This is a genomic window from Oceanobacillus sojae (assembly GCF_007991515.1).
GTDB lineage: Bacteria > Bacillota > Bacilli > Bacillales > Amphibacillaceae > Oceanobacillus > Oceanobacillus sojae.
In genome coordinates this window covers 76,886-100,715 of the sequence record NZ_BJYM01000017.1, presented here as the reverse complement: position 1 = coordinate 100,715, position 23,830 = coordinate 76,886, and the positions used below count along the sequence as shown (strand labels likewise).

The 23,830-nt window shown below is 36.8% G+C and carries 22 protein-coding genes; 12 read left to right on the top strand and 10 right to left on the bottom strand.

Translation table 11 applies throughout. The features are described from left to right. Positions 1–14: 14 nt before the first annotated feature. The 3 genes from OSO01_RS18350 to OSO01_RS18340 form a co-directional block, all read right to left on the bottom strand. Complete coding sequence (locus OSO01_RS18350; protein ID WP_246145219.1) at positions 15–1,037, bottom strand: Gfo/Idh/MocA family oxidoreductase; 1,023 nt, start codon at positions 1,035–1,037, stop codon at positions 15–17. 121 nt (positions 1,038–1,158) lie between these two features. Further along, positions 1,159–1,983, bottom strand: a complete 825-nt coding sequence (locus OSO01_RS18345) for a MurR/RpiR family transcriptional regulator (RefSeq protein WP_147211897.1) — start codon at positions 1,981–1,983, stop codon at positions 1,159–1,161. Positions 1,984–2,165: 182 nt separating this feature from the next. After that, the gene (locus OSO01_RS18340) at positions 2,166–4,064 is read right to left on the bottom strand and encodes a BglG family transcription antiterminator (protein ID WP_186813703.1); all 1,899 of its coding nucleotides are present in this window, start codon (positions 4,062–4,064) and stop codon (positions 2,166–2,168) included. Positions 4,065–4,436: 372 nt separating this feature from the next. Here OSO01_RS18340 and OSO01_RS18335 point away from each other — a divergent pair, with 372 nt between their 5' ends. The 8 genes from OSO01_RS18335 (at position 4,437) to OSO01_RS18300 (ending at position 11,590) form a co-directional block, all read left to right on the top strand. Continuing rightward, on the top strand, positions 4,437–4,769 hold the full coding sequence (locus tag OSO01_RS18335; protein ID WP_147211895.1) for a PTS sugar transporter subunit IIA: 333 nt from the start codon (positions 4,437–4,439) through the stop codon (positions 4,767–4,769). Next, on the top strand, positions 4,769–6,166 hold the full coding sequence (locus OSO01_RS18330) for a glycoside hydrolase family 1 protein (protein WP_147211914.1): 1,398 nt from the start codon (positions 4,769–4,771) through the stop codon (positions 6,164–6,166). The genes OSO01_RS18335 and OSO01_RS18330 overlap by 1 nt, the downstream gene beginning before the upstream one ends. A gap of 4 nt (positions 6,167–6,170) precedes the next feature. Continuing rightward, a complete protein-coding gene (locus OSO01_RS18325; protein WP_147211894.1) occupies positions 6,171–6,467 on the top strand; it encodes a PTS sugar transporter subunit IIB in 297 nt (98 codons plus the stop codon). 2 nt (positions 6,468–6,469) lie between these two features. Then, positions 6,470–7,789: a PTS sugar transporter subunit IIC gene (locus tag OSO01_RS18320; protein ID WP_147211893.1), complete on the top strand. Its 1,320-nt coding sequence runs from the start codon at positions 6,470–6,472 to the stop codon at positions 7,787–7,789. Between the two features lie 150 nt (positions 7,790–7,939). Further along, positions 7,940–9,199, top strand: coding sequence for an NCS2 family permease (locus OSO01_RS18315; protein WP_147211892.1), 1,260 nt, complete (start codon positions 7,940–7,942; stop codon positions 9,197–9,199). A 183-nt stretch (positions 9,200–9,382) separates the two neighbouring features. Beyond that, complete coding sequence (locus tag OSO01_RS18310; RefSeq protein ID WP_077602564.1) at positions 9,383–9,706, top strand: PadR family transcriptional regulator; 324 nt, start codon at positions 9,383–9,385, stop codon at positions 9,704–9,706. Next, positions 9,703–10,575 carry a permease prefix domain 1-containing protein gene (locus tag OSO01_RS18305; protein ID WP_147211891.1) on the top strand — a complete coding sequence of 291 codons (873 nt, stop codon included), beginning with the start codon at positions 9,703–9,705 and terminating at the stop codon, positions 10,573–10,575. The genes OSO01_RS18310 and OSO01_RS18305 overlap by 4 nt, the downstream gene beginning before the upstream one ends. A gap of 4 nt (positions 10,576–10,579) precedes the next feature. Further along, positions 10,580–11,590 carry a TolB family protein gene (locus OSO01_RS18300; protein ID WP_147211890.1) on the top strand — a complete coding sequence of 337 codons (1,011 nt, stop codon included), beginning with the start codon at positions 10,580–10,582 and terminating at the stop codon, positions 11,588–11,590. 156 nt (positions 11,591–11,746) lie between these two features. Here OSO01_RS18300 and OSO01_RS18295 read toward each other — a convergent pair whose 3' ends face one another. The 6 genes from OSO01_RS18295 to OSO01_RS18270 form a co-directional block, all read right to left on the bottom strand. Beyond that, a complete protein-coding gene (locus OSO01_RS18295) occupies positions 11,747–12,934 on the bottom strand; it encodes an amidohydrolase (RefSeq protein WP_147211889.1) in 1,188 nt (395 codons plus the stop codon). 25 nt (positions 12,935–12,959) lie between these two features. Beyond that, on the bottom strand, positions 12,960–13,817 hold the full coding sequence (locus OSO01_RS18290; protein WP_147211888.1) for a PTS system mannose/fructose/sorbose family transporter subunit IID: 858 nt from the start codon (positions 13,815–13,817) through the stop codon (positions 12,960–12,962). A 1-nt stretch (position 13,818) separates the two neighbouring features. Further along, a complete protein-coding gene (locus OSO01_RS18285) occupies positions 13,819–14,568 on the bottom strand; it encodes a PTS mannose/fructose/sorbose/N-acetylgalactosamine transporter subunit IIC (RefSeq protein WP_147211887.1) in 750 nt (249 codons plus the stop codon). 27 nt (positions 14,569–14,595) lie between these two features. Continuing rightward, entirely contained in the window at positions 14,596–15,096 is a 501-nt protein-coding gene (locus OSO01_RS18280) for a PTS sugar transporter subunit IIB (RefSeq protein ID WP_147211886.1), read from the bottom strand. Between the two features lie 109 nt (positions 15,097–15,205). Further along, positions 15,206–15,619, bottom strand: a complete 414-nt coding sequence (locus OSO01_RS18275) for a PTS sugar transporter subunit IIA (protein WP_147211885.1) — start codon at positions 15,617–15,619, stop codon at positions 15,206–15,208. A gap of 113 nt (positions 15,620–15,732) precedes the next feature. Next, complete coding sequence (locus tag OSO01_RS18270; RefSeq protein ID WP_186813702.1) at positions 15,733–18,519, bottom strand: sigma 54-interacting transcriptional regulator; 2,787 nt, start codon at positions 18,517–18,519, stop codon at positions 15,733–15,735. Positions 18,520–19,082: 563 nt separating this feature from the next. Here OSO01_RS18270 and OSO01_RS18265 point away from each other — a divergent pair. After that, a complete protein-coding gene (locus OSO01_RS18265; protein WP_147211883.1) occupies positions 19,083–19,925 on the top strand; it encodes an aldo/keto reductase in 843 nt (280 codons plus the stop codon). Positions 19,926–20,092: 167 nt separating this feature from the next. Continuing rightward, on the top strand, positions 20,093–20,425 hold the full coding sequence (locus OSO01_RS18260; protein ID WP_147211882.1) for a YflT domain-containing protein: 333 nt from the start codon (positions 20,093–20,095) through the stop codon (positions 20,423–20,425). An 82-nt stretch (positions 20,426–20,507) separates the two neighbouring features. Here the strand turns inward: OSO01_RS18260 and OSO01_RS18255 are convergent, their stop codons facing one another. After that, entirely contained in the window at positions 20,508–20,945 is a 438-nt protein-coding gene (locus OSO01_RS18255; RefSeq protein ID WP_147211881.1) for a pyridoxamine 5'-phosphate oxidase family protein, read from the bottom strand. A gap of 176 nt (positions 20,946–21,121) precedes the next feature. Between OSO01_RS18255 and OSO01_RS18250 the strand changes: the two genes are divergently transcribed. Both OSO01_RS18250 and OSO01_RS18245 read left to right on the top strand, forming a co-directional pair. Further along, positions 21,122–21,919: an SDR family oxidoreductase gene (locus OSO01_RS18250; RefSeq protein WP_147211880.1), complete on the top strand. Its 798-nt coding sequence runs from the start codon at positions 21,122–21,124 to the stop codon at positions 21,917–21,919. Between the two features lie 27 nt (positions 21,920–21,946). After that, complete coding sequence (locus tag OSO01_RS18245) at positions 21,947–23,830, top strand: BglG family transcription antiterminator (protein WP_147211879.1); 1,884 nt, start codon at positions 21,947–21,949, stop codon at positions 23,828–23,830.

The window sequence follows — 23,830 nt, the reverse complement described above, 5'->3', positions numbered from 1 at the left end:
CCCTCCTCGTCAAATTAGTGATTCTTGGAAGCTTCTTTTATTCCATTATTCAAAATCTCCATCACTGTTAGCACTTCATCATCTTTTACAGGTTTTTCAGTTCCGTTCCGGATACTGTCAAACAGCTTCTCATACAAAATTGCATAATCGGTTATTTCTGAAGGGATGCTCTTATTTACTTCTTTTCCATTTTCATCGAAGTAGGAAATCTTTCCCCAATTATTTTCAGGTTCTTGTATGAAGGATACTTTTGTTGCTCCGTCAGGATTTTTCTTCTGGTGACCGCTGCTATACTTTATAAAACTTCCCCGGTCCCCATGAACTGTAAATTTAGGATGCTCTATTTTGACACTGTTGCTGCATTTAACTGTTGCTTTCATTTGTGTACCATAATAAAAATCGATATCTGTAAAATCATCACTTTCCCCGGGACAATAAATACTTCTTACATCGTAATAGATTCTATCAGGGTTTCCATATAATGATATAATCTGGTCAATGGTATGAACAGCCAGAAGATGAAGTGTTTTAAAGCCTTTTTGAATTTTTTCCGGTCGAAAATAATCATAATGCGATTGAATTTCAATAATGTTCCCGAGTACTCCACTGTCAAGCACTTTCTTCAATGTTAAGAAGTCTCCATCAAACCTTCTATTTTGGTTTGCCATCGCAATAAGACCTTTGGATTTAGCAAGCTCAAAAATCTCCTTTGCCTCGTCCAGAGTGGAAGCGAAGGGCTTTTCTACTAATACGTTTTTGTTATTTTGCAGCGCTGTCCTGGCATATTCTGCATGACTATCTGCGTGTGTACATACCACTATTAATTCAATCTCTTTATCATTCAGGATCTCATCTAAATCACTCGTAAAGTTGATATCAGGATACCAATTCTCGTGTTCTATGCCTTCGTGTATACGATCTTCAGCTCTTCTGTATATATACTTCACATTTATACTTTCTCTTTTTTCTAAATAAGGTAAATGATAATTAGTTACTGAATTACCATAACCAATAAAAGCAATAGACAACATATTCATCTCTCCTATTCTCCTGTAATTTAGCCTTATCTTAGCACAGCATTTTTCAATGGAGAACAGGTTTTTACGTTTTTGGTAATCGCTTTCGCTGTTTCTTGTAAAAAGAAGCTGATTAATGAATTTAAATTTCATCCATCAGCTTTTTTTTGCTGACTGAATGAATATTATCCAGTAAATTAAGATACAAAATATCAAAAATATATTGTGTCGATGTATTGTTAATAATTTTAGATAAAGCAAATTGTTCTGTTGAAGTATAGCTTTTAATATAATCATCCGTTATGGAGATAAGTTCACTTTTCTCATTTCCTGTAACAGCAATGACTTTTTGATTGTACAACCTTATCGTTTGAGCAATATCAATAATCGCTTTGTTATTCCCGCTATGTGAAATAACAAAAGAAATATGCTTCTCTTTTTGGTTGATATTGACTAGATAATGTTTATTTATGCTATTAAATGCTAAAGCATTGGTCCTAAATTCATTCCACCTTGCGCAAATCTGCTGAGCAATATAATAATTTGCATCTACCCCATAGATGTTCACCCGATCAGCATTGCTAATCCATTTTATTATCTTTGTAATCCGTTCATAATCAAGCATCTTCTGTGTTTCATATATAGCTTCTTCATAAATAAAGGGCAGTGAATGGATGCTTTTATGAATCTCTTTATCATCATTTAGAGAATTATGACTGCTCATTTGATATTTCTCCATGTGAAGGTCTTTATATTCCAAAGCAAATTTTATTTGAAAGTCTGGAAATCCTTTTGCTCCAAGCTTTTTACAAAGTCTGATTATCGTGGAAGAACTGGTAAAAGTGGCTTTTGCTAATTCATTTGCAGTTAAATCAAATAGCTGGCCCGGATGCTCCAGAATATAATCTATAATATGCTGTTCCTGAACTGTTAAATTATTAATATATTTCATTTTATGAATCAGCAAAGAGACACCTCCTTCTTTTGATTGTATATTACAGATTGAAAATTAGGAGTATAGAGACAGGATAGATACTTGAATGCTTTTCCTGAGAAAGTATGGCTCTTATAACAAAAAAGGGGCTAGTCCGTGTTCTAGCTCCTTTCTGTTTAGTAATAGCTGCTTCTTATTTATAAGCAGCTATTATATTATCTGATTAACTCAGCAAAGGATTCAAAGTCCTTGGCTTGTAATATTTTTTTAACCTTTTTAGGATTGTCCAGCATATCAATAATCTCTCTAAACAAACTATCCATCAGTTCTCTTTTATCATTTGCAAGGGCAAATAACAGAACCAGCTGCACTTTTTGATTGTTCCACTGAATCGGCTGACTTAGTGTACAAACCGCGATAATTGTTTTACTGGCCACTTTCTCAATAGGATGCGGCAAAGCAATTAAGTTTCCATAGGCAGTGGATGAGATTGCTTCCCGGGCTAAAATTAATTCGTTATATTTTGGCGGGACTATTCCTTGTCTCTCTAATTCGGATGAGAGAAATGCAATCACCTCATCCGGTGTTTGTTTTGTTATGTCTGGAAAGAATAAATTTTCACTAAAGTATGATGCCACATTCTGGTTATTTAAATTTTCTTCTTTTGGCTGAAGATACGCGTCAATTTTTTCTATTTCTTTTTCAGACAGAAATGGTGTCACTTCTAACGTAGAAAAAGGAAAATCTTCAGGAACCCTTGCTGTTGTAAGAACAAGGTCAGGGTTGAATTGAGCAATCGCATCCCAGCTGTCGGAAAGAGAGAATAACTCCAATTGGCCGATTTTTTCACCATAAATATTTTCTAGCTTTGCCTTCAATAAGCGGCTGGTTGTAAAGCCTGTTGGGCAAAGAATGGCAATCCTGTTACTCGTTTGTCTTTTTTTTGCCAGGCGTTCAAAGGCAATGCACAGGTGCAATGTCAACAGACCAATTTCATCTTCGTTTAATTTTTGTTTTGTTTTTAATTCATACTCCAGCCCCATAAATATACCCAAATCATAAATTAACGGAAATTTTCTTTGTGTTTCCATTAAAACAGGATTATGAATTTCAACTCCGCGTTGATTACGGTTGTAAAGTGATTTCAAATGCATGGAAAGATCAATGTGTAATTTTTCATCTTCACTTAAATCGATTAAAAATTTATTACTGATAGATTGAATTAACTCTTCTGCAAGCTTTGAAAAGCGATTTTCCACCATATTTTTGGGCTGTTTTAAAGTATCGTTATAGTAGCTTTTCTTTCCGCCAATTAATATGGCTATATATCTAATTTCTGGGCGGGGAATGGTTATGCCGTACAATTCCCCCAGCTTATTACAAATTTTTTCAGAGGCTGCCAGCTCTTCTTTGGAACTGATATAATCAACCTCCGTCGAAGGGATTGTCTGTTCCTTACGCATGATGGTATCGAGTATAATTGCCACATGAATAACCATGTTGATCATGGATAAGTCATTTAAATATATTTTGTATTCAGAGAGCACCTCAGAGAGGATATCCTTAATATCTTTTAGATTTATTTCGTTAAAATGGTTTTCGAGCTCATAAATATCAAACAAATCTTCTTTAATTTCATTGAAGATCAGTTTGGACCATAGTGTTCTTTTAGCACGCGTGCTTCCTTCAAGCAAAATGCTGTTTTCTACTCTTTCCAGCCTTACTTTACTTTCTGTATTTGTAATAAAATCTTTCAAGCGATATAAGTCTTTTTCAATTGTGGACTCGCTTACAAATAATTCATCAGCTAAATCAAATATATTTTGCTGTTCGGAAACATGGAGAAGCCTTTTTAAAATATATACCATGCGGTCATATGCGCTTTCAGGAAATTCATTCTTTTTTTCTAAATTCTGCACGGCTTCGGGCAATTCCTCTATACGGTACCCGTAAGTTTTAGAAGAACTTATTTTAAACCCGGTCAACTGCAGAGTTTGAATATCATTACGTATCGTACGCGAGCTTACATTTAAGTAAGCTGCTAATTGATTCCCTTTTACCCAATCATTGTGGCTGATAAGATACTGTACTAGCTTGGTTTGCCGCTTATTCATAGTGTCCTCCCTTATCATTAAAAAATGATTTATAAACCAATTATTTTGTAGAGAATATTGACTATAGAGAGAGGAGTCTTTTGTAGATAAATTTCTTATATTTAATCATAATCACTCTTATTTTGAAAAGCAATAGATTAATCAATCTAGTCTTATAATTTCTCTATTAAAAGAAAATCTGCCATTTATTTAATTATCATTCAAGTGAGGAAAATACCATGGAAAACTTATTTATAGCTTAACCGGCAGCAGGCGTCCTATACGGGTGTGTCATGTTTTTCCTAACGCGATAGGCAAATAATTATTTCACTGCACATATCTATTGAAGTTATGATTGTTTACGTAGAGAACAGATAGAGAGGTGTCATTACGATGAGTTTAAGTGAAGAAACAGAAGCAGTGTCATTTGGACTGATTCTGCATAGTGGAAATGCTCGCAGTTATGGAATGGAAGCGATTGCTTTCGCGAAGTCTGGTGAGTGGGAAAAAGCAAGCGAATGCGTTGAAAAAGGAAAAGAGGAATTACTTCTTGCACAAAAAACGCATACAGACATGATTCAAAAGGAAGCTGGAGGGGACAAAACAGAAATATCCCTGTTACTAATGCATAGTGAAGATCATTTTATGATGGGACAACTTACAATTGATTTGGCTAATGAGGTCATAGATATCTATAAAAAATTAGAAGGTGAGGTAAAAAAATGATTAATAAAAATTTTTTATGGGGAACAGCGACGGCATCCTATCAATGTGAAGGAGGATGGAATGAAGGAGGACGGGTACCTTCTTTATGGGATGTATATTTGCATGAAAATAATTTAGAGAATGGGAATGATGCTTCTGATCATTACCATAAATACAAAGAAGATATTCGCTTAATGAAAGAAGGAGGGCATAAAGCATACCGTTTCTCCATTGCCTGGCCCAGAATTATCATAAATGATAAGGGTGAAGTAAATCCGGAAGGGGTTCAGTTTTATCATAATATTATTGATGAATGTTTGAAAAATGGGATTGAGCCATTTGTAACATTGTTTCATTGGGATTTGCCTCAATATCTGGAAGACAAGGGTGGATGGGCTGAACGTGAAATTTGTGATGCCTATGTAGAGTATGCAAAGGTCTGCTTCAAGGAATATGGAGACAAAGTAACCTACTGGTCTACATTTAATGAACCGCGATACTACGTCTTCAGCGGCTATAAAATAGGGAATTATCCTCCTGGGATAGATGATACACAAAAAACGATTCAAGCCTCTTTTTATATGATGCTTGCCAATGCTTTAACAGTAGGAGTATTCCGGGAGATGAAAATGAAAGGTCAAATTGGAATTGTTCATAGCTATGCTCCTATTTTTGGTGTTGATGACAGTCTGGAAACAAAAATTGCTATGCGTAAAGCTGATAACTATTTCAATAATTGGATTTTAGACACTGCCATTAAAGGTGAGATTCCAATTGATATGCTGGGTATGCTGAATGAAAAGTATGATTTAAGCTTTATGAAAGAAGCGGATTTTGAAGCTATAAAGAACAACACCGTTGATTTTGCCGGGTTGAACTATTATGCAAGAGCACTTATTAAACCATATACCGGAGGAGAGAGTATTTTACGTATCAATAATAAAGGATCAGAAGCAAAAGGATCCAGCAAAGTGGTTGTAAAAGGCTGGTTTGAACAGGTGTTTGACAATCCGGATTCCACTTATACCGAATGGGATACAGAAATTTATCCTCAAGGCTTATACCATGGAATTATACGGGCATATGAGAAATACAAGGTGCCAATCTTTATTACGGAAAACGGAGTAGCTTTCTATGAAGATGTGCCAAATGAGAAATCCGTTGATGACCAAGGCCGTATACATTTCTTAAATGAGCATATTAACGCTATTCTAAATGCAATTGATGACGGAGCTGAGGTATTGGGCTATTTTATCTGGTCAACGATGGACCTTTATTCTTGGAAGAATGGTCATGAAAAACGGTACGGGTTAGTTGGAGTAGATTTTGAAAACAACTTTGAAAGAAAGCCAAAAGCATCCTACTACTGGTATAAAAAAGTTTGTGAGTCCAATGGGACTGCTATCGAGAGGAGTTAATACAATGGTAAACATATTAATCGTTTGTAATGCGGGGATGTCTTCAGGAATACTGGCACGTAAAATGGAAGATGCGTCAGGCGGGAAAGCGACAGTACGGGCAGTGGGAGTCAGTGAATATCAGGATAAATTAGAAAATGTGGATATTATTCTGGTAGGACCGCAAATTCGATTTCAATTAAATGAAATAAAAGCGAACGCTGTAGTCCCGGTAATGACAATAGATTTATCAAAATATGGCATTATGGATGCGGAAGGAATACTGAAAGATGCATTCGAATTTTATGAAGGAGAGAAATAGCCATGAGTAAATTTAACTCGGTAACGGCGGTGATGGAAAATAAAGTCATGCCGATTGCTAATAAATTTGGACAGCAGCGTCATCTTGCAGCTATTCGTGATGCCTTTATCAGTCTCTTACCGATTACATTAGCAGGAGGGCTTGTAGCCATTATAAGCTCTCCTCCTGTAACTGAGGAAACAACGAATGGTTTCTTGCTTGCATGGGAAAAATTTGCATTAAATAATGCAGAAGTATTGAACTGGGTGTTTGCGTTTACATTGGGTGCCATGTCTTTATATGTTTGTATCGGAATTACACACTTTCTATGCCGTTTTTATAAAGTTAATTCGTTTATTCCGATTTTATTTTCCACCATGGGCTTTTTCTTACTTGTTACTCAGCCCCAAGAATTGGGATTTGATGCAAAAACATTAGAATTTAGTTTTATTGACGGCAAAGGACTGCTGTCAGCTATTCTAATCGGCATTGGAACGACAGAACTCTATCGGATTATGCAGCAAAAAGAATTTGGTAAAATAAAAATGCCGCCAAGTGTTCCAGCCAGTTTAAGTGATGTGTTTGCATCCTTGATTCCTGGGATAGTTATCATTGTAGGTTATACGATTGTTTACGCCATCTTCAACTCTTTTGATACAAATATGGCACAAGCAATGTTTGATTTCTTATCACCAACCTTTAAATCGGCAGACAGCTTAGCATTTGTTATTTTTATTACCATCCTGACACATATATTCTGGTTCTTTGGTATTCATGATGCTGCTCTTGGAGGAGTTATGGGGCCAATCCGTGATGGGAATATATCTATCAATGCAGCTGCACAAATGGCGGGAGAACAACTGCCACATATATTTACTACGTCATTTTGGACGTATTTCACAGCCATTGGCGGTGCGGGCTCTGTTATTGGTTTAGCGTTTCTATTAATATTCTTAGCTAAATCAAAACAATTAAAGAATGTTGGAAAAGTAGGTGTTGTACCGGCACTATTTAATATCTCGGAGCCATTAATTTTCGGGATACCTTTAATGCTGAATCCGATGTTCCTTATTCCGTTCTTGCTGACATCGACATTGAATGCTACGATTAGTTATATTTGTATGTCCATAGGACTGGTAGGGAAAACTTTTTCGATGTTATCTTGGCAAATGCCGCCTTTTATAGGAGCTTTCTTCTCAACATTAGATTGGAAAGCATTTGTCCTGGTTATTCTGTTAATGATTTTAGATGCAATTCTATACTACCCATTTGTGAAAGCGTATGATCGCCAGCTTACTAAAAGAGAGCTGGAGAGCATGGCTGAAACAGATACAAAGTCCTGATATCAAACCATAAACCATCAGCGATAAACTGCTTGAGTACGGGACACTTATTGATGATGGTTTATCAGGGTATACTAAATAATGCATTTGTGGATAAAGTGATTATGCTTTGTCGGGTGGGAGAGGGATATGAATTTATAGAGGTTTGTAATGCAGCAAAATAATGAATTAAAAAAAGACATTGTTGCAGGAATAATCGGCTATCTGACAATGGTTTATATTGTTGTCGTGAACGGTTCTATTTTAAATGAGGCAGGTCTTTCTTTGGAAGCTGGTATGATTGCGACGATATTGGCGAGCTTTGCAGGAACAATGCTTATGGGGTTTTTTGGAAAACTTCCTCTTATCCTGATACCTGGTATGGGGATAAATGCTTTATTCGCCTATTCCATTATTGGAAATAATGGGTTCAGCTTTAATGAGGGTCTGGCTGTAGTTTGGATGGCAGGAATTTTATTTATGCTGACAGCATTTACAAAAATGGGAGTCGTTTTAAGAGAAGCTATTCCAGAATCCTTAAAACATGGGATAACAATCGGGCTAGGCTTTTTTCTCATCCTGATCGGTGTAGAAAAAAGCGGGATTATAACTGCAGGTGAGCAATCTGTCATTGCTATAGGGGATTTTACCTCACCAAGCGTTATCGCCGGGATAATCACTTTATTTATTGCCATTTACTTATTTGTAAAAGGGGTGCCCGCGAATTTCCTTCTTACCATGATTATTGGGACTGTTATTGCCGTGTTGTTCGGAGTGTCGACAGAAGAAGCAGCTTCGGTTCATTTCAAGTTTAGTGAAATGCTGTTTATGCCATCATTTTCAGCCGCTGCTGAAATATCCTTTTGGGTTTCTGTGTTTTCACTGGCATTGATTCTGATATTTGAGAATATGGGTATTTTATCGAGCCAGTTAGATATGCTGAAGAAAACAGAGGCTTATAGCAGGTCTTATCGTATCACAGCAACATCCGCTCTGTTATCCGGTATATTCGGGACATCACCTACTGTATCAGGAGCAGAAAACGCTGCGGTTATTGCTTCTGGCGGACGTACGGGCAAAGCGGCCATAACAGCAGGAATATTATTCTTAGCTACTATTTTTATTATTCCTTGGATATCAATGGTTCCGGCAACTGCAATCAGTCCGATATTAATCATCGTTGGTTTTCTAATGGCCCAAAATATTAAATACTTGCCCTGGGAGCAATTTGCTGAATGTATACCTGCGCTGTTGATTATTGTAATGATTCCATTTACATATAGCATCGGCGACGGTATGGCATTTGGATTTATTGCATATCCCATTGTTAAAATAGCTTTGGGAAAACGAAAAGAAATATCTATACCGCTGCTTACTGTATCTATGCTGTTCTTTATAGAATTTGTATTGAAGGTAATTGGTGTATCGTGAAAAGAATCCGGACAAACTCTGTCCGGTTTTTTTGTTCAAAGAAATTAAGTGAAAATGCTGAAGGTAGCCGATCTAACGGATCTCATGGAGATTGTAATAGTCTCCTCCTTCCAAATATTTCACTCTCTTACATTGCATTACGATGTACATCGTATTACAATGATGGAAAGAGGTGATATCAAAATGGACCGGGAAATAATGAAGGGCAGTATTGATATTTTGTTGTTAAACCTGCTATCCGAAAAGGATATGTACGGTTACGAAATGGTAAAGGTACTGAAAGATAAAAGTGATCAGCTGTACAACATGGGAGAAGGTACACTTTATCCTGCTTTAAAGCGAATGGAGAAAAAGCAGTGGCTTCATTCTTATTGGTCAGAAGTGGAGCAGGGCAGAAGGAAGTATTACCAGATAACAGATGAAGGCAGCGCTATTTTAGAAAAAAAACTGGAGGAATGGAATAGTATCCATAAATTAATCACGAAAACGTCTGGAGATTTATCATGAACCGGATTGAAAAGTACGTAGAAGAGGTCTTGATACAAATGCAAAGCACAGAATGCGAACGTGAGGAAATAAGGGAAGAGCTGCTCAGTCATTTACACGAGGCGAAAAGTGATTATATCAGCGAGGGCCTCTCTGAAAAGCAGGCAGAGAAAAAAGTAATAGCAGCGTTTGGGGAATCGAATCGGATAGGACAAGAGCTGCAGGAATCGATGTATCCATTTCAACGGGGATTATTGTACTTAATAGGTATCTGCACTATTGTATTCGGAGTTCTTTTTTATTTGCATCTTTCCTTTGTTATTCATGAACCATCTCCAGTCTGGCTGGTTGTTCAATTGCTGTCAGGCACTATCGTTACGTTGGCAGCCATTAATATTTCAATTGTCGGGCGCTATTTTTATTTACTTAATGCTCTGCTTTTAATCAATATTATCTGGAATGGCATCAATATAGTGTCAATGCAAGGTTTATCACAGTGGCAGGCTATACTTTTCAGTGCTTATTTGCTTATTCTGGTTGGGATGGGTTTCGTATTTGTTTTTCGAAATTCTTATTATTCCACCAGCCGGATAGATGGTAAACACCAAAAACAGGGGCTTGTGAAGTTTAGTTATATTATGAATCTGTTGTATGGAGTTATTGTTATTATTTTGAGCTTGTTCTTTCTATGGTCATTTCTTTTCTTCGGCGGCATAGGTATAGATGCCTTTATTACGCTGATTCCAATTCTTATCTGGTTGATTTTTTATAAATTCCAAATGAATTTTATCGCAAAAAAGCCGGCTTTATCTCTGGCGACAGGTTTATTGGTTTCTGTAGCGGCTCTTGTATTGGCCTTTATCATTCTGAGATTTTCTAACGGAGGGTGAAATAATGTCACTAACAATAAAAAATATAAGCTTCATCGCTGTTATAATCCTGTTATTTCTCATTTTATGGGGGACGGGATATTTAGCAGGAGGTCCGGAAGGTTACACCGGTTTCGGTGAGTCTGCAGATATTTCACCGGATGATGAAGAGATTACCTTCGTTTATGCACATAAAGGTGAATCCGCAATTTATACAGCACCTGTCAGCGGTGGAAATGCAGAGCTGGTAACGAAAGCGGATGAAGGGAACTACCTTCTTAATCCAACGTTCTCCCCGGATGGTGAGAAAATTGCCTATGTAGAGCAATGGGAAACAGAGGAGGAACACCCGCTTGGAAAACTAATGCTCCTCAATCGTGCAAATGGAGAGGTAAAAGAACTGACAGACGAGGAAGGATTAGTGACAGAGGCAGCTTTTTCACCAGATGGGCAGTCTTTATATTTTTTAAAAGCAGGTGTGTACACAAATTACTCGCCAATTGCGTCAGAGCAGCCTCATGATTTCGATATTCACCGCATTGATTTGAATACAGAAGAGATTGAGCAGATCACAGACGAAGCGGCTTATGATATGTCTGACTTAGATTCAACGCCAGATGGAGAAGCATTAATGTATCGAAGCTATGATGGGGGAGATCAGCTAGTGTTTTATAATCTTGAAGATGGATACGAAACAACTGTTACACCAATAGGGGATTTTGCTACCGGTGTACCCATGATATATTCCCCTGTGTTGTCATCGGACGGGAATTATATCGCTTTCTCTGACGTAGCCAGAACAAGTGAAAATGGCACCTATATTTACGAAGGATATCGAATGGACTTAGAGTCGAAGCAGGCAGAGCAGATTACATCATTTGGTGAGCATGTTACAAAACCAGTCTTTTTTAATCATCAGGATAAACTGATTGTCACAGTAGATAAGGCGTTTGCTACTTCTGAGCCGGACTACAGCTATTGGGTGATTAATGCAGATGGTGAAGGACGGGAGCGTATTCAGATAGAGATTCCTTAAACGGAGGTTTTTGTATGGATGATTGGCTTTCTATCATTGTAGCCGGTGTTCTTATAGTTGTGGTGATAGTTATTTTGACTTAATAATACTTTTTTAGCCACCCTTAAGAATGAGGGTGGCTATTTTAACTGAAGAGATAATTATAGGGTTAATCCATTACTCATCCTTCATCCGTTCTTTTAATTCTTCTTTTGCCTTGTTCACAATTTCAGGGTTCATAAATAACTCCATTGCCGTTCTTGCCATTGCTTTACTGCTTACCTGTATACAGCGTTTCCCGGCAGGAGAATCAGCTAAATCTCTAAACTGTTCTGTATGGTTTGAAATTTTATAGTCAGGAAAAATGGTCACATAAGGATTACAAATAGGGATAACCCTTGATACGTTTCCAAGATCCTCACCGCCATAATCAAAAGGCATTCCATCCATGACAGGTTCATCAATATCAATGAGTTCTTTTCTGCAAACTTCGGACAATATTTCATTAGGAACTCTGCCTAAGTAGCCTGGTTTAATCTTGATATTTACTTTACACCCAGTAGCAAGTGCTGCTCCTTCTGCGCAATTACGGACTCTTTCTGTATAATCCTCTAAATCCTTTGCTTTAAAACAGCTCAATGATGCTTTAATAGAAACAAAGTCAGGAATTTGACCAGTGCTCTTTCCGCCATCTTCAATAATGCCTGATAAGCGGAGATCAGAATTACAATGCTGTCTCATCAGTCCGGTCGCTACAAAATATAAGTTGGCCGCGTTCAAAGCATTAATCCCTTTAGCAGGATGGGAAGAAGCATGAGCTGACTTCCCTTCAAACTCAATCCGGATAGAATTGGAGGACATGCATTCTCCCGCTAATCTGGTTGTATCGCTGGTGGGGTGCATAAACACGATTGCATCAATACCATCAAAAGCATTTTGCTCCAGCAGTTTTATTTTCCCACCGCCGGATTCTTCTGCAGGCGTACCCATGACGATAAATGTACCGGCAATTTCATTGTCTTCCATAAATTTTTTTGTTTCTAATGCAGTACCTAAAGCGGAGGTGCAAATTAAGTTGTGGCCGCATGCATGGCCGATTTCTGGCAAGGCATCATATTCTGACACAACAGCCAGAGTTAAATCACCAGGCTTATGTTGAAAAGTAGCTTTATAAGCAGTTTCCAGGCCGCCCAGATTTCTTTCTACTTCAAAACCATTTTCCTCCAAAAATTCACATTGTACACGACAAGCTTCTTTTTCTTCAAATGCAAGCTCTGGACGTGCATGTATATATTGAGCCATATCCCAGAGCTCTTCTAATCTGGAATCTAAATAAGAATCGTAGCTTTTTTTATCAATAACCATGTAAAAACTCCTTTATATAAATAGTTTATGAGCTTGAAAGTATCCCGAAGAACCCAGTAACCAATGAAATAACAATCAGCATAATAATTAATTTATTATAATTTTGCCCTTTATATTTAAAGTAGAAATAAATTGAGAAAACTGCACAGAGCGGTAATACCCCTGCTAGAATTTGATCTAAAATATCCTGTAAGACAATTGGATCGGAATCCATAACGGAAAATTGGATAGGAGTAGAAATTTTGATATAGGTTGATGATAATGCTCCCATCATGAACAGTCCCAGAATACTGGCACTCGTAATAATATTATTAATTAAACCTGTTTGCATCAGCTTCATAACAGATTCTTTACCTAATAGATATCCTGATTTCAACATTCCAAATCCAATAAGAACAATCGCCATCGGAAAGAGGAAAGGAATGAGTCCCCCGACAAAAACTCCATTTAACGCAAGGGAACAGGCTAATGCCAGAATAATAGGTTTCAGCGTCCCCCAGATTAATGTATCGCCAATACCTGCAATAGGACCCATTAAACCCGTTTTGAAGCCTGTTACAACTTCTTCTGTAATTTCGTTTCCTTTTGCTTTTTCTTCTTCCATAGATAAAGTAACACCATGAATCATAGAGCCGAATGTTCCTTCTGAATTATAAAACTGTATATGTCTTTTTAGAGCTTCCCGATAGCCTTCATCATCTCCTTTGTATAATTTCCGGAGGCTGCCGGATAAAGCAAAGCAAAAGGATAAGGCTTGTAATCGTTCATAAGAGTTACTTACTTCAACCGCCGAATACCAGCGTGCAAATGTTTTAAATAAATCTTTATTCGATAAAGCTCTTTTTTCAGCTTCCTTAATTGGATCTGCAGGCTTTGAAGTCATTCTAGCTCAACTCCTTTTTTTGATTGATAGAATTAAAGAGAACGATAGCTGCTACACAGGTACCGAATACAGCGGCTGCCATTGTATTTATTCCCAGATAAGCTACCGCAAAAAAGCCGATGAAAAAGTAGGGCATAAGCTCTCTTTTTCCAATAATTAAGAGGATAATGGCAAACCCGAGTGCAGGAAGAATACCGCCTGCTACACTAAATCCATCAATGATTCCCTGTGGCATAGCGTCCATGATAAAGGTAACCGTATCTGCGCCGACCAGTGTGATAATAAATACAGGTATAAAAGTAATAAAAAAGAGCAAGATTGTTGGATAAGTAATCGCACAGTTGAAAATTCCTCTCTGATTTAAATTTTCAGCATGTTTTTCGGCTTGAGAAATCCAGTAAGAGTTTGAAATCCTTCTTATCTGGTCTAAAAACACGCCGAGTACACCAAAGGGAACTGCAAGTCCAACAGCAAGTTCTGTCGATAAGTCGGTCTGTAATGCAATTGGAATAGCGATAATTCCTGCAAGTGACTGGTCAGCAGGCATATTTCCGCCTGTATTGATAATACCGATATAAATCAACTGTATCGTAGCCCCGATAATTAATCCTTCTGTCAGCTTTCCATATACCAGACCCAGAATTAATCCATAAAAAAGTGGAGATCCTGTTGCAGTTGATAAGCCATATCCGATTCGGCTTGTACCGATAAAGTATAAAAAACCGCATAATATAGAAACCAATAAATTCATTTGGACAGCTCCTTTCTTATAGGATGTCTATTTTTTAATAGATTGAAATTTTTCTAAAGCCTTTTTAATTTCCATTTTCGGTTCATCGGGTACTTGATGCAGGTAAATGTTACAGCCTTCCTCGTCTAATTCCTTTAACATAACGGAATCCTCTTCGTTTAATGTGATAGGACCAAAAACTGCAACCCTTCCCGGTCCTGCTCCCAATCCACCAATTTGGATATCCTTAATAGGCAGGCCTTTCTGGATAGAACGGTAGACTGTTTCAATATCCTTGAAAAGGACAAATAAGTTACCGCTGCCCATTTGGTCCTTGTTCCATAAATCGATAGCAGTGTCTACAGAAAAGACATCTACTGCAATGCTTGGCGGTGCTGCCATTACATAAATATTTTTCATAAAGTCGTCTGCAGCTAAAACATCATTGATGATTACTATACGGTTTGCAGATGTTTGTCTGAGCCATTTCGTAATTACCTGCCCATGAATTAATCTGAAATCAACACGCACTAATTGAATTTCTGCCATTTTTATTTCCCCCTAAAGTTTATTTTTGATTGGCAATCCTAAGTAATTTAAAAAATATTATTTTCTGCATTTAAGTAAGCGATTACAATTAAAGGTAAAAAAGTTTCTTTTAATTTTTAAGGTCAGGCAGCCGCAGGTGCTGGCAGCTTAATAAAGCAGCTTCTCTTATTTGTGCCACGCTTTCTGCTGTAAAGGGCTGCTTTTGCCGCATAATAGCTTCCATTAACATCATGGAGTTCAATCCGGATAAAATATTTATTTGATAGTCTTTACTGAATGTTAATGCGATATTAGAGGTTGTCCCTCCAGCAATATCAGTAAGAATAAGCGAATCAGCAGGCATTTTCGTTACCTTTTCTTTTACCTTTTGGAGAAAGGTTTCTGTAGTATCAGATGGTTCTAAAGCTACCTCACTGACGCCGTGTATTTCTCCAATGATCATGGTCAGTTTTTCCTTCAGCGTCATTCCCCAGCCGCCATGTGTTAATAGTAAAATCTCGTATGTTTTTGGCCTTTCTACCATTCATTTCACCTCCTTGCCAATTTATTAGCAAAAATCATGCCAATAATCTGTCGTATTTTTAAATTCCATAAAAAAACTGCCAGATAATAGCTGGCAGCATAGATTTTATAGAGTTAATAAAATAAAACCTCATAGATATATTTTATTTCAATAGCAGGAAATTTTATATCATATGACAGTTCAATTGGACGCAGTGACAGTTTGATGACACTTATTTCTTTTTGGTTATCCAAAGAACCTGGATCGAAGTTTTTCGATTTAAGAATAGTACTATCATCTGATACGAGTCTTTCTACTGTACAACAGCAATGAATTAAGAAACGCAGCATAATAAGCATGGAAGGCTGTATATCCAATTGCCTGCAAATGTGTTCATACACTGATTTCATTTCTATTAACAGTTTTTGAGGATTTAGAACATCGATGTAATTAGCGATAGCCTCTAAGGATACATTTTGGATATAATTAGATGAAATTTCTTCCTGAATAACTTTGCTCGACTTACTATCCATATTATATCCAAGTACAACCATTAAATTTTCAATTCCTTTTTCGGAAAAAAGGATATCCAATGGAATAAAAGGCACATCGAGAAGATCTGTTTCAAAGGTGCCGATCATTGCCAATGGGTATTCATGCTCTTCCAAATAACTGGATAGTTTATCAATGCTTTTTGTTTCTTCATAGCTTAAGGTCAGTAATCGCAGATTTGAAGGCAAATAATCTCCAAAGGTACCCTGTAATAAATTTCTAATTTTTATTGCTGCCCCAATGCCTGTGGCACAGGTTATGATAATGACCTGACTATCGTAGGACAGCTCTTTTTGATAGAGAACGACCTTTAAATCCCTGTCATGCATGGCTGAGAGCAGATAATTAAAATCAGTAGATTCATACATGATGACATTCATCAGCTCAATGATAGACAATAGATTAATGTCTTTAATCATCAAAACATCGATTTGAAATTCTTTGGATATAATATTGCCAAAATACATCGGAGAACCGACGTCAACGAGAAGCACCAGTTTTTTTATGTTTTGTTTATCCACTAATTGCTTAAGAAGATTCAGTGTTTCATTTACAGGCTGTTCAAAAGGAATATCAATTGCCTGGATAACATTTTTCTGGAACAGTTTATTTGTATAACCAGCTAAACTGGAGGCTGTGGATTCGCCATGAGCGATAATAATAATGTCATTATCATATTTCCTTTCAGTCGTATTGTCTTCATGTAATAACCTTTGTAAAAATAAAGACATAAATGATAATTCCACCGGTGGACAGTTTAGTTGAAAGGTTTCCTCTATATGTGTACATATATTTTTTACCTCCTCAAAATAATCAAGCTTATTAATAACGAGCCCTTTATCAAACAAGAATAAGCTGTCTGCCGGTGTATTCTTTACAATAGAAATAAGAGAATAAATATGGTTGATTAAGATATTTTTCTTTAGCTTTGTAAAAGACAGCTGCAATGACTTTTCAATATGTGAGACAACATTATCTATTTTATAATGCATCGGGTTGTCGTACTCTAGGATTCTGGCTACGTTTTTCTGTTGAAACGTATAGTCAAAATGAGATTGAATTTTCTCCCGTAAAAATGCTGAAATATCCTGATGAGACAGGTTACTGCTTTGTAATTCTTTATATTCCTTGAGCAATAATGAGTAGAAAGGGTCTAATTGCTTGCTTGATTTCGGCAGCTGTAATAATGAGTCTGCCGGGATAGAAGGGTCCCCGGGAATAAAAAAGATTTCTTCCCGTTGTTCGTCAGCATCTGCTGATGCAGGGAGAAGTTTTTTATCTTCTATTAAATTATAATCAATAGAGATGGTTTTTAGATTTTTGGTCATACTGTGCAGGTACCCTTCTGCACAAATCAATTGAATATCACTTTTCATCTGACCGACATTCCCCGGGTAATTCTGATTGGCAATAAATTTTAAGATTTCTTCAGAAACCTTTAATGACTTCTTTATTTGATTACTTTCTTGCTGGAAGAAGGACAGTGCTAATTCCAACCTTTCTTTTTCTGTCCGTTCAGCAAGAGAAGGAATCTGTGCAACTACTTGGATCCTGCGCAAGAAAGTCTGCAGCAGAGCAGATTGGACATCTTCCGTTGTTGCGCAGATAATGCGTATATTTACTGGATGATAGAGAGATTCGCCCATTCGTGAGTAGCTTCTGCGATCTAAAACAGTAAACAATTTCTCCTGCCCTTCAGATGTTAATCGATGTACTTCATCCAGAAAAAGGAATCCATTATTTGCCTTCTCAATCAATCCTGCTTTATCAGCGTCAGCTCCAGTAAAAGCTCCCTTTACATGGCCAAATAAATGAGAAGTAAGCAGCTCTGGATTGCTATGGTATTCGGAGCAATTAAAATAGATAAAAGGGATCGATTGCTGCTGATAGCTTTCCATATATTTATGAACAGTTTCTGCAACTTTATTTTTCCCCACACCGGCTTCACCTGTGAGTAATACATTTAAGCCAAACGGCGGATAGAGCATCGCTGCTTTGAGCTTGGCAATAACCTTCTCCATACTTTCATTACTGCCAATAATTTCATTGAAAATATGATTACTATTATCACCTAGAGAATATTTCACTGTATCTACCTGATTTTCCGATGACTTAAAGTAGTCTTTTATTTTTAAATACTGATCAGATGGAACCTCTATTTTCTGCCCGGATCGATACTCTAATATTTGAAGGTCAAAAAAGTATACAGGGCGGCTCTTTATTTTGATTGCCCGTCCTTCTTTAACCAGTTCATTTAAATCTTCACTGACAGAGTTTCTGGCAATTTGCAAGCTTTGACTAAGTTCTTTTGCTGTGAATCCTGAAAAGGATCCTTCTATTAATTCACTTTTGGATATACTTTTTGACATTCTTTTAAGCTCTCTAGCCACTCTATCTATTCTGCGCATATACGATGACCGCCTTTCTGCTTCAATCTTAGGAGTTATTGCCCCACGCTGAAGGGCTTACATTTTGTGGGAGCGTTTGTATATTAAGAGTTACAAACTATTTAACAGGAGTTTAAACTTATAGTATCTGAAATATTTTTATTTTGGTAGTGTTCTCGATAGAAATTTAGGACAGGAGGCAAAAATGTCATTTGAAGGAATTAATTAAGGGATATACTGTAAATCCGTAAGAAGATAATTGGTGATTTTTAAGTGAATAAAAAGAGAATGGCAAATCCATTTTGATACCAGAAGGATGAATTTACCATTCTATTATAAGGGAAGCAGAAGGAATATTATTTATTCAACAGTAATTACGTCAACACCATGGATTCGTAAACTGTCAATAATACTTTTTGATGTCTTAAAGTCTGTGATGACTGTTCCAATAAACAGACAGTTAGAAGCTCTCAAGCCAATCGTTTATCTACATTCTCTCAAGGGAATAGTAAAAAATAAACGAAATTTGAAAGAGGTGCTGCAGAATGGTTCAATTAGGCGGGAGAAATCTATTCCCGATTGGTATGGGAACCTGGCATATGGGGGAGGACCCTTCAAAACGAAATAAGGAAATAGAAGCTCTGAGGTACGGACTGGAAAATGGGATTGAAGTGATTGATACTGCTGAAATGTACGGAGAAGGAAATTCAGAAAATCTCATCGGTGAGGCTATCCAGGATATAAAAAGGGAAGATATTTACTTGATCTCCAAATTCTATCCGTTCCATGCACAGGAGCCAGAGCTGGAACGTTCGCTTGAGAATTCTCTGGAACGATTAGGTACAGATTATCTGGACCTGTACTTGCTGCATTGGAAAAGCAGTATACCACTGGAAGAAACCATTGAATCATTAGAAAAGTATGTGAAGGGTGGCAGAATTCGAAATTGGGGTGTTTCCAATTTTGATATTGCAGATGTGAAAGGAATGTGGAAGCTGCAAGGTGGAGAGAATTGTACTGCGAATCAAGTATTATATAATATAGCCAGCAGAGGTATTGAATATGATTTACTGCCATTGCAGAGAGAGAACGCACTTCCAACTATTGCTTATTCTCCAATTGCCCAAGGGGATACAAGAGGAGATAACATCAAAGGTAACAAAGTACTTCAAAAAATTGCAGAGCTGCATAATGTAACGGTATTTCAGGTTATGCTAGCATGGACAATTCGGCATCATGATGTACTGGCTATCCCGCAATCCAGTGATAAAAAGCATATTCAGGAAAATATAGATGCTCAAACGATCCAACTTTCAGAAGAAGAACTGCAGCTGATTGAAAAAGAATTTCCTGCACCAAAACAAAAGAAACCATTGGATATTATTTAGCTTTTAAATTTTGTTTTGATTTATCCAGGAGAGCCCCGAAGGGAGGCAGTTTTTTAGTCATATTTTTAGGCGCATGACCTTATGATATTAATCTTTCGTTAAAGGAAGTTTTGTTTTATGTGAACCGGGAAAACAATTAATGTAACATTTTAAGGAGGTAATAAGAGATGACTTTTGTAAAATCTTATACAAACGATGAAATGTTAGAAAAAGATGTTAACCTGTTGAAAGATAATAATATCAGTTCAAATGATATTTTTATCCTTTCACATGATGATGACCGGACTGCACGTATTGTGAAGAATACGGAAGCCTCTGGTATTGATTATAATAAGAAAGATATTGGACAGAACTTTGAAAAACCAGGTGATGAATTAAGAGAAAAATTGCGGGAACTGGGAATAGCTGATGCAGATGCGCATGAATATGAAGAAGATATGGATGAAGGAAAAGTATTTCTGATTGTAAAAAATGATACAGCAAAAGGTGTGTTGAGTTAACTTTCAACCATGATAAGCTGGTAGATGAAAATCCGGACAACCCTTTCTTGACCAAAGTGAGGTTGCCCGGATTTTTGTTGTCTTATTCTAAAATATCCTTCATTTCAATCGTCATAGGTGTATCAAGTTTATCGCTATTCATAATTTTAATTTGAACTGGAGTCAGTTTGAGGACAGTTAAATCCGGATCTTTTTTTGAGTCAAAGTAGGTCTTATCCTGTGTTTCCCATAACCAGTTAATAATTTCCTGATCATCGATAATCTCTGCCTTTGCTCTGATTTCCACGAAGCTTTTATTTTTTGTTTCTTCATATCCTAGTAAAATATGCGCTTGCGGATTACTCTCCACTTCCTCTACTTTCGGGGAGTCCTCGTCTGTTTTTGTGTACAATATTGCTTCATCATGATAAAAAACCATATAACGGCTATTGGGCACGTTATTATATGAAGTTGATAAGACACCGACTTTTGAAACATCTAAAATCTTTTGAATTTCTTCTGATATTTTTGCTTTATCCATGTTGTCACCTCATCTTGTTCTTATTCCTGCAGTGTTTAAATATAACGTCAGCTTGTAGTTTCTCCATTTCCCGTATAATTATTTTCCCTTTTTCCCCAATCTGCACAAAACAACAAATTAATTTTGAAAACGGTTAGCAATATAATGAAATGAGAAGAACAAGAGGAGGCATAATAATGGCAAATAATTGGTTAGATATAGAGAATAAAGTAGTCATTGTAACAGGCGGGTCATCTGGCATCGGCAGACAAATTGTTCAGTCATTCCTGGATAATGATGCTATTGTATACAACACGGATTTACGTGACAATCCGATTGATCATCCGCACTATCATTTTAAAGAAACAAATGTAGCAGATGAAAAAGCAGTTCGCGGAACGGTCGATTCTATTTTAAAAGAGCGGTCTCAAATTGATGTATTGGTGAATAATGCAGGTATTAATTTACCAAGACTATTAGTGGATGCAAAAGGAGAGAAGCCTGAGTATGAAATTAATATGAAGGATCTCGATCTTATGCTTGGGGTTAACCTGAAAGGGCCTGTCCTTTTTAGTCAGGAGGTTTCACGTTATTTTATCCAAGCACAAAAAGGTGTTATTATCAACATCGCCAGTGAAGCTGGACAAGAAGGATCTGAGGGACAAAGTATCTATTCAGCAACGAAGGCAGCATTAATCGGCTTTACAAGAAGCTGGGCAAAAGAATTAGGGAAACACAATATCCGTGTTGTTGCGATTGCACCAGGAATCTTGGAAGAAACAGGATTAAGAACGCAGCAATATGAAGAGGCGCTTGCTTATACAAGAAATATCACAGTAGATCAACTAAATGGAGATTATTCTAAGTCAATTCCAATCCGCCGTGTTGGTCAATTAACAGAGGTTGCTGATTTGGTATGCTACTTAGGTTCTGAGAAGTCAAGCTATATTACTGGAACAACAATCAATATCTCTGGGGGTAAATCAAGAGGTTAATCCCCAAATTAGAATAGGGGAGAGGTTATGGAGCTTAATAAGAAGCATCTGAAAATCGTAGAAGTGCTTATATCGGATCATATTTCAGCTGAAAAACTTTCCCATCTAATGAATATATCACAACGAACGTTGTCCAATTATGTAGCGCAAGTTAATGATTATTTTGAAGGCACTTCTCAAATTATGAAAGAGCATAATATTCTGTCGATGCTTATCCGCGATGAAAATCAATTTTTTGACCGGCTGGCAATTTTGCGACAGGAAATAAGCAGCAATGAGAATGAATTGAAGGATAGACTTGGCGCTGTTTTTCATCATTTATTAGATCATCAGAAGAGCACAATTGATGAGATTGCTGAAGAGCTATTCTTAAGCAAAAGTGTTGTCAATAATATTGTGACAGAATTAAAAGACAAACTGCAATCTTATCCAGTGGATATTAAAGGAACGCAAAATGTCGGGTTAAAGCTGGAAGGTAATGAAATTGCCATTCGCAAGGTGATTATTGAACAGTTTCCTGATAGTTATCAGGAGCAGCAGATTTCTGACCAAATCGAACAGCATTTATTAGATTTGAAAAAGAAATACAGGTTAGATGAGTCTTCTTATGACAGATTAAAATTAGCTGTTCAAGTGACACTGGGAAGGCTTGAAAAAGGATACTTTATTGAGACAGATTTAGATATGGATCAGCAGGTATTTGAATCAGAAGATTTTACAAGCTTTGCAGCATTAAAAAAAGCAATTACCGATAAGTATGCTTTAGAAAAGCCAAATGAGGAAATTTTCGTTATTGTTCTGCAGCTCCTTGGACGCAGAGCTTCCATTATAGATGAAATAATTAATGAAAATGAGCATTCAATGCTTGAGCGTATTATAAAGAATACGATTAAAGACATCAATTATTACTACACAATTAAAATTGATGAATCAATGTTTAGTAAAGATATTCAGCTTCACATCAAACATTTAATTAATCGTTTGATTTTCGGTGTGAAGGTAAATAACAACTTGATGGAGGATGTGCAGCAGCGTTTTCCGTTCGCCTATGAGCTATCGAATGTTTTAGCTGAAAATATAAAAAAAGAAATAAAATTGAAAGTGCCAATTAATGAGCTTGGTTTTCTTTCATTATATTTTAGTGTGTACCTGGAGCAGTTAGAACAGAAAATCCGGGATATTAAATCAGTTGCTATTATTACTAACCAGGGCTTAAGTGCATCGAAGCTGTTAACAACAAATTTACAGAAGATCTTTAGTAATCAAATTGACATTGAGGTATTTAATGAAGAGGTGCTCGAAACAGAGGATATTAAACAATTTGATTTGATTGTCTCTACTGTTTGGACAAACCGTCTATTTAATAAGGTAGTCTATATCGAGAATATACTGGATACACAATTGCTGAAATTAAAAATCGAGCAATTCCTGGTTTATAAAGATGTGAAGAATAAAAAGCTATTCAATCAAAGTGTCCTTGTAGATTTTATTGAGGAGAAAGATTTTTATCATGTCGATACATTTGATTACTACGAAGATGTTATTCGCTTTTTATCTGATGAGCTGATCGAGGAGGGAGAAGTTGACGAGGATTTCACAGAACGTATTATTGCTCGGGAACAAATGAAGTCAACCGTTACGGGGAAATTAGCCTTTCCTCATGTGAGCCATCATCAGAACGGAATTTTTATGAAGATTGCTTTATTAGATAAACCGTTACGCGATTATCAGGATGTTCATATCGTTATTATGCTGGCTACACCAGATCAGGCTGGAAATGAAGCCATTTTAATCAGAGTGTACGAAGAAGTGTTGGCAATGACGACCAATGGTTATCTGCTAAATAAATTAACAAAGGATACGGATTATACTTCGTTTGCATATACTTTGAATCAAGAAATGAGGAAATAG